Annotated in this window: 10 protein-coding genes and 1 rRNA gene; 8 read left to right on the top strand and 3 right to left on the bottom strand. The window is 69.5% G+C overall.

Going from position 1 to position 9,998, the window contains the following annotated elements:
• The first annotated feature begins 2 nt into the window (after positions 1-2).
• The 8 genes from rrf (at position 3) to QCN29_RS32780 (ending at position 6,050) form a co-directional block, all read left to right on the top strand.
• A 5S ribosomal RNA gene (gene rrf / locus QCN29_RS32815) occupies positions 3-119 on the top strand.
• Between the two features lie 64 nt (positions 120-183).
• Positions 184-828 (top strand): HAD family hydrolase, encoded by a 645-nt coding sequence (locus QCN29_RS32810; protein ID WP_279932725.1) that lies wholly within the window; start codon positions 184-186, stop codon positions 826-828.
• 51 nt (positions 829-879) lie between these two features.
• A complete protein-coding gene (locus QCN29_RS32805) occupies positions 880-2,058 on the top strand; it encodes an acetoin utilization protein AcuC (protein ID WP_279932724.1) in 1,179 nt (392 codons plus the stop codon).
• A gap of 141 nt (positions 2,059-2,199) precedes the next feature.
• Positions 2,200-3,015 carry a phosphatase gene (locus QCN29_RS32800; protein WP_279932722.1) on the top strand — a complete coding sequence of 272 codons (816 nt, stop codon included), beginning with the start codon at positions 2,200-2,202 and terminating at the stop codon, positions 3,013-3,015.
• Positions 3,016-3,143: 128 nt separating this feature from the next.
• Entirely contained in the window at positions 3,144-3,353 is a 210-nt protein-coding gene (locus tag QCN29_RS32795) for a helix-turn-helix domain-containing protein (RefSeq protein ID WP_240135493.1), read from the top strand.
• A gap of 141 nt (positions 3,354-3,494) precedes the next feature.
• The gene (locus QCN29_RS32790) at positions 3,495-3,593 is read left to right on the top strand and encodes a 30S ribosomal protein bS22 (protein WP_003948845.1); all 99 of its coding nucleotides are present in this window, start codon (positions 3,495-3,497) and stop codon (positions 3,591-3,593) included.
• Positions 3,594-3,812: 219 nt separating this feature from the next.
• Positions 3,813-4,892: an NAD-dependent epimerase/dehydratase family protein gene (locus QCN29_RS32785; protein WP_279932720.1), complete on the top strand. Its 1,080-nt coding sequence runs from the start codon at positions 3,813-3,815 to the stop codon at positions 4,890-4,892.
• A gap of 15 nt (positions 4,893-4,907) precedes the next feature.
• Entirely contained in the window at positions 4,908-6,050 is a 1,143-nt protein-coding gene (locus tag QCN29_RS32780) for a lysophospholipid acyltransferase family protein (protein ID WP_279932719.1), read from the top strand.
• A 137-nt stretch (positions 6,051-6,187) separates the two neighbouring features.
• On the opposite strand, the gene QCN29_RS32775 is transcribed toward QCN29_RS32780, so the two are convergent.
• From QCN29_RS32775 to QCN29_RS32765, 3 genes are all read right to left on the bottom strand, one after another.
• Positions 6,188-7,426: a DUF5667 domain-containing protein gene (locus QCN29_RS32775; protein ID WP_279932718.1), complete on the bottom strand. Its 1,239-nt coding sequence runs from the start codon at positions 7,424-7,426 to the stop codon at positions 6,188-6,190.
• Between the two features lie 282 nt (positions 7,427-7,708).
• Positions 7,709-8,512, bottom strand: coding sequence for an ECF subfamily RNA polymerase sigma factor, BldN family (locus QCN29_RS32770; protein ID WP_279932717.1), 804 nt, complete (start codon positions 8,510-8,512; stop codon positions 7,709-7,711).
• Positions 8,513-8,985: 473 nt separating this feature from the next.
• Positions 8,986-9,939, bottom strand: coding sequence for an HAD family hydrolase (locus tag QCN29_RS32765; protein WP_240135488.1), 954 nt, complete (start codon positions 9,937-9,939; stop codon positions 8,986-8,988).
• Positions 9,940-9,998 lie beyond the last annotated feature (59 nt).

Genomic DNA, 9,998 nt, shown 5'->3' with positions numbered 1-9,998 from the left:
GTTTCGGTGGTCATTGCGTTAGGGGAACGCCCGGTTACATTCCGAACCCGGAAGCTAAGCCTTTCAGCGCCGATGGTACTGCAGGGGGGACCCTGTGGGAGAGTAGGACGCCGCCGAACAATCTTTGAGGGAGAGCCCCGCACCGTCATGGTGCGGGGCTCTTCTGCGTTTAGGGTTCAGGTCATGCGCTATGACCTCGTCATCTTCGACAACGACGGTGTGCTCGTCGACAGCGAGCCGATATCCAACGTCATCCTGGCCGGCTACCTCACCGAGCTGGGGCACCCCACCTCGTACGAGGACTCGCTCCGTGACTACATGGGCTCTGCGCTCCACCGCATACACGACCTCGTGAGGGAGCGGACCGGGCGCTCGCTGCCCGATGACTTCGACGAGACGTTCCATGCACGGGTATTCGCCGCGTTCGAACGCGAGTTGGTCGCCGTCGAGGGGGTGACCGAGGTGCTGGAGAAACTCGTGGCCGATGAGACGCCGTACTGTGTCGCGTCCTCAGGGAGCCATCAGCGGATCGCGGTGGGGCATCGGAAGACCGGGCTCGACAGGTGGTTCAAGGGCGGCAACGTCTTCAGCGCCGAGGATGTGGGCCGGGGGAAGCCGGCCCCTGATCTGTTCCTCCATGCGGCCGAGCGGATGGGGACCGCCCCGGAGCGGTGCGTCGTCGTCGAGGACAGCCCCCTCGGGGTGCAGGCGGCCAGGGCGGCCGGGATGGATGTGTACGGGCTCACCGCGATGACCTCTGCCGAGAAGCTGCCGGGAGCGCAGGGTTACTTCCGCGGGATGCGGGAGCTGCTGGGGCTGCTGGTGTGACTCGTGTGACCCGCAAGGTCATGCAGGCGGCGGCCCGATACGGTGGCCAGCATGAGCGGCCGCGGGTTGTTGATGTGGGACGAGGCAGTCACGAAGTACAACTTCGGGAAAGACCATCCGATGGATCCGGTGCGGCTTGCGCTGACCATCGGGTTGGTGCGGGCGTACGAGTTGGACCGTGCGCTCGATGTGGCGGCGGCCAAGCCGGCCGGGGACTCGACGCTCAGACTCGTCCACCGTGAGGACTATGTGGCGGCCGTGCGAGCGGCTTCCGCTGATCCGCGCGAGGCGGACCAGGCGTATGGGCTGGGGACGATGGACGACCCTGCGTTCAAGGGGATGCATGAGGCGTCCGCGTTGATCGCAGGTCAGTCGGTGGGGGCGGCGGAGGCCGTGTGGCGCGGTGAAGCCGCGCACGCCGTGAACTTCGCCGGCGGCCTGCACCATGCGATGCCGGGGGCGGCGTCCGGGTTCTGCATCTACAACGACGCGTCCTTGGCGATCGCCCGACTGCTGGAGCTGGGGGCCGAGAGGGTCGCGTACGTCGACGTCGACGTACATCACGGGGACGGGGTGCAGGCGGCGTTCTGGGACGACCCGCGAGTGCTGACGATCTCGCTCCATGAGCACCCTCGTACGCTCTTTCCGCAGACCGGTTGGCCGGAGGAGACCGGAGGCCGGGGAGCGGCGGCGGGCAGCGCGGTGAATGTGGCGCTGCCGGCGGGCACGGGGGACGAGGGGTGGCTCAGGGCGTTTCACGCTGTGGCGCCCGAGCTGCTGGCGGACTTCCGGCCGCAGGTGCTGGTGACACAGCACGGGGCCGATACGCACTTCGAGGACCCGTTGGCGCATCTGGCTGTGTCGCTGGACGCGCAGCGGGCGGTGCAGATGGCCTGCCATGAGCTGGCCCACACCCACGTGGACGGTGCGAAGTGGGTGGCCCTTGGGGGCGGCGGATACGCCGTGACGGATGTGGTGCCGCGATCCTGGACGCATCTGGTGGGGATCGTCGGCCACGCGGAGGTGCAGCCGGAGTCCGTGATCCCGGCGTCCTGGCGGGACGAGGTGTACGCGCGGACGCGCACGGTGGCGCCGGGACGTATGACGGACGGGCGGTGGCCGGTGCGGTGGCGGCCGTGGGGTGAGGGGTACGACCCGGGCGACCGGGTGGACCAGGCGGTGCTGGCGACGCGGCGTGCGGTGTATCCGCTGCGGGGGCTGCTGGCGTAGGGGAGCCGCTTGCCCGGCGCGGGCCGGCCGGCGCCCGCGCGCCACAGGGCCGAGAACTCCCATGCTGCGTTATTAGGCCAATTGCGGGGGTAATACGGGCTTTTCGCGTGGCGCTGTCCCCTTTACGGCAGCATCGGGAAGGTGTTGAGCACCGGGGCGCTGCGGGCGCATTTGCTGGAGACCCGGCTGGCCGGGGAAGTGGCCACGACGCGAGAGCAAAGCCTGCGCAGTTATCGGCTGTTCGCCGCCGGCGATCCGCGCGTCACCCTGGGGCTCGATCCCGAGTGGGCGTGGGCCGAGCGGGATCTGATCGCGCTGATGGCCGACAAGTGCGGGGTCTCCGCGGATCCCGCCCAGGTCACCGGGCCCGATGTCATCGACCCGGAGCTGACGCTCGCCGGGCTCGACGCCTTCGCGGACCGCCTCGGGGAGGCGGCCGGGCGCCGCGCTCCCGTGTTGTTCGGAACCGGGCATCCGCACCGTCTGCTGGGCTTCTACGCCGATCTCGCAGACGCTTTGTCGGCGGCTGGCTGTCCCGTCCTCACACCCGCGCAGGGGCGATGTGTCGACATAACGACCCGGTTCGGCGTACGCACGTACAACCTCGTGTACGTACGGCGCGTCGCGCTCCTGCGTGAACCGGGCACGCGGGAGCACGGGGGCAATGCCGGCGCGCACACCCACTCGCCCCTGCCGGTTCGGGTGGCCCTGGCCGGGGTCGCAGCCGCCCGCGGGCCGTTGCCCGAACTGGTGGTGGGTGACCATGGGTGGGTCTGCGGCGCAGGTCAGCTGGGTATCGATGCAATAGGCCTGGCCGATGTGAACGATCCAGCCCTGTTCGTCGGAGAGGCGGAGGGGCGTGTGTCCCTGGCCGTTCCGGTTGATGACGCTGTGCGGTCTGATTGCTACCGACCGCTGACGCGCTATGTACTCAATCGAGCGTGTCTGTCACAGTAGGCGGCCGATGGCTGCTCCTCTTCCCCACTCGCACCACCCGCCCCTAGTCTGGGGAGTGAGCGCACAACGACGAAGAGTCACCGGAGGGGAAGCCGGTGTGCGTCGGGTGCGGAAGGTACAGGTGGGTCATGGCTGCAGACCAGAGGCCTCTTAACGAGGTCGTGTTCCTGACCGTGGCGGAAGTCGCCACGGTCATGCGAGTGTCGAAGATGACGGTGTATCGCTTGGTGCACAGCGGTCATCTGCCGGCGATCAGGGTGGGGAGGTCTTTCCGGGTTCCGGAGCAGGCGGTTCACGACTACCTCCGCGAGTCCTATGTGGGGGTGGAAGCCGGATAGCGGGGCTGGATGGCTGCCCTCGGATTACGTCCCTCACTCGGCGGCAGGTAGGCTAGGCCGACGTAGGTCGTGTGGGCCCAGACGCCCCGCACCGAGATCCCCGCTGACGCGGGGTGTTCCGAGAAGTGAGCGAGGGTAGTCGTGGGCTCTGTTATCAAGAAGCGGCGTAAGCGGATGGCCAAGAAGAAGCACCGCAAGCTGCTCAAGCGCACGCGCGTTCAGCGTCGCAACAAGAAGTAAGCACGCTCGGCGAGAGCCGTTCGTGCCGCCGTGGCCCTTCCACCAGACGGGTGGGAGGGCCATGGTGCATTTCCGGGCGGCCGCCGTCCCGTCAGGCCGGGTGCAATGCTGGGATACGGCGATCAAGCCACGGAAGCGGCAACAACTGCGCCGGGTGGTCATCACAGTGCAACACCCAAGCGCTACGGTGACGCACAGGACCTGAGGGAGGCGCTGATCTTGGGCAAGGTCGTGCTCGTCACCGGGGTGGCCCGGCAGCTGGGAGGTCGTCTCGTACGGCGGATACAGCGCGACCCGGAGGTGGACCGGGTCATCGGCGTCGACGTGTTGAGGCCCGAGCATCATCTGGGCGGCGCCGACTTCGTCCGCGCGGACATCCGGCAGCCGACGATAGGGCGGGTTCTCGCCGAACATGCCGTGGACACCGTCGTGCATATGGATGTCACGGGCACGCCGTTGGGGGCCGGGGGCCGCACCTCCGTCAAGGAGACGAATGTCATCGGCACGATGCAGCTCCTCGGCGCGTGCCAGAAATCGCCGACGGTGAAACGGCTGGTGGTGAAATCCAGTACGAGCGTCTATGGCTCGGCGCCCCGGGACCCGGCCGTCTTCACCGAGACCACTCCGCCCAAATCGCTGCCGAGCGGCGGATTCGCCAAGGACGCGGTCGAGGTCGAGGGGTACGTGCGGGGATTCGCCCGCCGCCGGCCGGATGTCGCCGTGTGCGTGCTGCGCTTTGCGAACATCCTCGGGCCGCGCGCGGATTCCCCGCTCGCCGAGTTCCTCTCGCTGCCCGTCATGCCCACCGTGTTCGGCTATGACCCGCGGCTGCAGTTCGTCCACGAGGACGATGTGATCGACGTGCTGCGCATCGCCTTGCACGAGCCGCGCCGGGGCACGCTGAACAGCGGCACGTTCAATGTGGCCGGCGACGGCGTGCTGCTGCTGTCCCAGTGCTCCCGCAGGCTCGGACGGCCGACGCTGCCGCTGCTGCTGCCGGCCGTCACCAGGTTCGGCTCGGTGCTGCGCACGATCGGCGTCACGGACTTCTCGCCCGAGCAGATCCGCCTGCTGACACATGGGCGGGTCGTCAGCACCGTGCAGATGCGCGAGACGCTCGGGTTTCACCCCAGGTACACGACGGCGGAGACCTTCGCGGACTTCGCGCGCAGCCGACAGCCCGGGCTGCTGCCCCCTGAGGCAGTCGCCGCGGCGGTCGACCGGGTCGCGGCGGGCCTGCCGACGGCGCGCGCAGCCGGGGGTCACAGCTCACAGCCCGACGGTCGCACAGCCGGATAAGGAGCGCAGCCAACGATGGCGGATGCCAAGGTCATTCCCTTCGACGACGACCGTTCGCGCGGCGGCGCGCCGCGCAGTGGCCCGCAACGCGGTGGCGGCGGCGCCCGGCGGCGTCCCCATCAGCCGTCCAGCGGCCGCAGAACAGCCGCACCCGACACGGCCGCGGGGGTGGCGCCGGTGTGTGAGGCCGCCGTGAGCCCGCTGCCCGGGGCAGCGCGGCCCCGGACCGAGCAGAGCAGGCCGTACGGCGCTGAGACGGAGACGGAGACGGAGCAGGGGCCGGCCCCCGTCGACGGTCAGGAGGCGGAGGCGCGGCCCGATCGCTGGGAGCGGCGGATCGCCGGCGGCCTGGCGTTCCTACGCCGGCGGCTCACAGGCGACTACGAGGTCGATGAGTTCGGCTACGACAAAGAGCTGACCGACCAGGTGCTGATGTCCCTGCTCCGCCCGCTGTACGAGAAGTACTTCCGGGTGGAGGTCAAGGGCATCGAGAACATTCCGTCGGACGGCGGCGCGCTCGTGGTGGCGAACCACTCGGGGACGCTTCCGCTGGACGGGCTGATGATGCAGGTCGCCGTGCATGACAGCCATCCGGCCCAGCGGCATCTGCGGCTCCTCGCAGCGGATCTCGTCTTTGTGCTGCCGGTGGTCAATGAGCTGGCCCGGAAGGCGGGGCACACCCTGGCGTGCGCGGAGGACGCCGAGCGGCTGCTGCGGCAGGGCGAGGTCGTCGGGGTGATGCCGGAGGGCTTCAAGGGCATCGGGAAGCCGTTCAGCGAGCGGTACAAGCTGCAGCGCTTCGGGCGCGGCGGGTTCGTCTCGACTGCGCTGCGGGCGGGAACGCCCATCGTGCCGTGCTCGATTGTCGGCGCGGAGGAGATCTATCCGATGATCGGCAATGCGAAGACGCTGGCGCGCCTGCTGGGCTTTCCGTACTTCCCGATCACGCCGACGTTTCCCTGGCTGGGGCCGCTGGGCGCGATGCCGCTGCCGACGAAGTGGACCATTCAGTTCGGGGAGCCGATCCAGACGGACGGCTATCCGCCGGAGGCGGCCGAGGACCCGATGCTGATGTTCAACCTGACCGATCAGGTGCGGGAGCAGATCCAGCACACGCTTTACAAGCTCCTCGTACAGCGCCGGTCTGTGTTCTTCTGAGTCTTTCTCTGTTGTTCCTGTCTTCCAAATGTCTTCCGATGCGTTCTTCTGGCGTATATGGGCGCGTATAGGCGTGTACGGCTGTGAAAAGGGTGGGCTTCCCGGGAGGAGGCCCACCCTTTGCCGCTTTCTCGCTGCTACTGCTCGCTGTCGCCTTCGATGCCGAGACCGGGGAGGATTCCCGGCAGCAGCGGCGGGAGCGTGACGTCCGCTTCGGGCGTCGGCGATTCCGATCCGCTCTCGGACGGGCCTTCCGAGGTCGAGGTGTTCGGCGGCGAGAGCAGACCGCCGGTGTTGCCGCCGAGCAGGCCTTCCTCCTGGGGTGAGGCGGAGCCGGACCCCGAGCCCGACGGGCCGGGTCCGCCCTCGTCGACGGACTCCTCATGGCCGGAGGACGGCGCGGCCGGGGACGTACGGCCGTCGGTTGAGGTGTGGCCGACGCCGGGTGCGTCCTGAGTGGAGCCGGGGCGGCTCTGCACGCTGCTCTGCGTCTCCGGGGCGCGCGGCAGCAGCGACTCCAGCGGCTCGACCTCCTGCTCTATGGCGTCGAAGACCGAGCTGACCTCATTGCCGACGTCGGTGAGCTGCGCGGGTAGCCGCTCGCGCAGACCGAGCCAGGTGTCGCGGTGTGAGCGGGAGAAGGAGTCGAGGGCGGCGATGGGGCCGATCGAGCCGTCCCGCGCATAGGCGGCGGAGAGCAGCCGATGCCCTTCCGAGGCGTCGTGGCGCATGCCGTTGAGCGCCCGGCGGACCTCGCTCAGCGATTCATGGTCCATATCGCCGGCGCGCCCCCGCTCCATGAGCCGACGGGCTTCGCCGAGGCGGGTCGAGGCGTGGTTGAGGTAGAGCTCGCCGCGGTCGGAGTCGTCGTCCGCCAGGCCGAGCTTGAAGTCCTCCATGCCGCGCTTGAGGCCGTACAGCGAGTCGCCGGGGAGGGCGTCGGAGCTGGCGGCGGCCACTCCGCTGAAGGCTCCCGCGGCCACGCCGACCGTGAGGCCGCCTGCCGCCAGGCCCTTGGACCAGCGGGAGCGCGGCCGCAGCTTGCGGAGCGCCCGATGGGCGCCGCGGCCCGACTGGCGCTGCTCGGGGACCGTGTGGCCCTCGGAAGCGCCGCCTGCGGCGAACATCTCTTCCATGGCGGCCACGAGCCGGGCCCGCTGCACCACTTTGACGTCGGGGTCCAGCTCGGGCTTCGGCAGCTCGCCGAGGCTGGCCGCCAGCGCCAGCAGCCGTCCGTGTTCGGCCCGGCCCACCGGGGCTGCGGCGTCCGACTCCGCGTCCGGCGCCTCGGGTCCCATGGGCTGTTCGGCCGCCCGGTCTTCCAAGGCCTGGGCGAAGGCGTTCGCCCGCCGGTGCGCCGAAACGTTCGCGATCACTGGCGGCACCTCCTCTCGTCATGACGATCGACTCCCCAGGGGATCTGGAAGGTTGCACGCCTTGAACACATCCACACGAATGAGTGAGTGGACGCGGGCAGGGCGTAACCACAGGGAGCCTGCATCCCGCACAACGAGCGGCGCGGCACTTGGGTTACGCGCGAAAGATGATCGGACCAGTGCGTCATCGGGGCGTCACCGACGGTGAGTTGAGGAGTTAGTGAAGGGTGGACATCGGTCGCATGCGGACGGGTAGGTGGCGATGTGATGGTCGGAGGCGGCTCAGCGGGCGTCGTCCGGGAGCAGTCGGGCCAGGGTGCGCACGGCCCGGTATTGGAGGGTTTTGATCGCGCCCTCGTTCTTGCCCATGACCCGGGCCGTCTCGGCGACGGACAGGCCCTGGAGGAATCGCAGAGTCACACACTCCTGCTGCTGCGGGTTGAGCTTGCGGACCGCCTCCAGCAGGGCGGCGTTGGAGAGGGACTCCAGGACGGAGTCCTCGGGGCTGCGCTCGACCTCGTTGGCGTCGAGCATCTCGCCGGTGGTCACTTCCAGGCGGAAGCGGCTGGACTTGAAGTGGTCCGCGACCAGGTTGCGGGCGATGGTGACCAGCCAGGCGCCGAAGTCGCGGCCCTGCCATGTGAAGGTGGAGATGCGGCGCAGGGCGCGCAGGAACGTCTCGCTGGTGAGGTCCTCGGCGGTCGCCTTCCCGCCGACGCGGTAGTAGATATAGCGGTAGACGGTGTCGCTGTACTGGTCGTAGAGGCGGCCGAAGGCATCGGCCTCGCCGGCCTGCGCCCGCTCGACGAGTTCCATCATGCGGGCGCTGTCGCTGTCGGCGTTGGGGCGGCGGGCTGTGGTGGACGTGCCGGCCCCGCCGAGTGCGCCCCGGCCGCGTCTTCCCACAGTTGCCCGGCCGTCGGCCAGGGCATAGCAGGGGGCGGCGGGGCCACCGCTTGCGGCGAGGCGGGGCATGGCGAATGCGGGGACGGCGTACGCGGTGGGGACGAAGCCGCGCAGGCAGTCGAGGACCGTCGCGCGCAGCGTAGCCAGGCCCGAGGCGTCAACCCCGACGTGTGGGTACACGGGACTCCCAGAGGCAGAGCTTCCATCACGTGCAGTGAGGGATCGTTCACCCGTCGTGGGGACAGGTGACGTCCGTCATGCGTCTGAGGAGAATAACGCTTCGTACAGGCAGTGCTACACCCAGTTGCTCAAATCATCGTTTCCGTCGCTTCTGTTACGCCTACGCGGCGGATCAAGTAGCGCATTGTGAACGGTTGTTGATCGAAATACTTCGTGATCTGTCTCATCGGGCGGTCGCTTGTGGCCGCGCGCAGAAAAGAGGACTGGCCGGGGGTGCACGGGGGTAAGGCTCCGAGATTGGCCGCGTGTCAGGGTGCGCTTTCGTACGGGATCAGGGGCGCGGGGGCCGGACACGGGTGCGGGTCCCGGAAAGCGGTTCGCCGGGCCTCTTCGGGCGGGATGCGGCGCGGCGCGCCGACGGGGCGGCACCGGTCGGGAGGCAGGGGCGCGAGCCTGGTGCGTCAGCGTCAGCGTCAGCGTCGGCGGCGGTGCAGCGCAACCGCGGCCGCCGTGCCGCCCGCGAGCGCGCCGACGCCCGCGGCCGCGGGGATGCCGACCTTGGCCGCCTTGCGGCCGGTGCGGTAGTCCCGCAGCCGCCAGTCGCGCTCGCGCGCGTACTTGCGCAGCTTGGCATCCGGGTTGATGGCGTACGGATGGCCGACGAGCGTCAGCATCGGGATGTCGTTGTGCGAGTCGCTGTAGGCCGCACAGTGTGACAGGTCCAGGCCCTCGGCGGCCGACAGGGCCCGCACGGCCTCGGCCTTCGCCGGTCCGTGCAGCGGTTCGCCCACCAGCTTGCCGGTGTAGACGCCGTCGACGGACTCCGCGACCGTGCCGAGCGCTCCGGTCAGCCCGAGGCGGCGGGCGATGATCGTGGCCGTCTCGACGGGGGCCGCGGTCACGAGCCACACCTTCTGCCCCGCGTCCAGGTGGGCCTGGGCGAGGGCGCGGGTGCCGGGCCAGATGCGGTCGGCCATGTACTCGTCGTAGATCTCCTCGCCGATCGTCATCAGCTCGGAGACGCGGTGGCCCTTCACGATGGACAGCGCGCTGTCGCGGGCGTCCTGCATATGCTCCGGGTCCTCGACCCCGGCGAGCCGGAACCAGGTCTGCTGCCAGGCGAAGCGGGCCAGCTCGCGGCGCTGGAAGAACTTGCGCTTGTACAGGCCCCGGCCGAAGTGGAAGAGCGCGGCGCCCTGCATCACCGTGTTGTCGAGGTCGAAGAAGGCCGCGGCGCGCTCGTCCCCGGCCACGGGGAACTCCGGTTCCTCCGCGGCTTCCGCTTCGGCCTCGCGCGCCTGAAGGGCCTGGAGCTCCTCGAGCTCCCGCGACGACTTGCGCGCGGCCTCGGCCGCGGCCTCGCCTGCGAGGACGCTCCGTGCGGTGGCGGAGCGCCTACGGGGGGTGAGCCATCCCAGTGCGGCCATGTGGCGAGCATAGCCAGTCTGTTCGGCAGTTCCCGAGTCGCGGGGATGCGGCGGCGTGA

The organism is Streptomyces chengmaiensis, assembly GCF_029846775.1.
Taxonomy (GTDB): domain Bacteria; phylum Actinomycetota; class Actinomycetes; order Streptomycetales; family Streptomycetaceae; genus Streptomyces; species Streptomyces chengmaiensis.
Note: the sequence above shows the minus strand (reverse complement) of the source record. Positions and strands in the feature narration are given on the sequence as shown.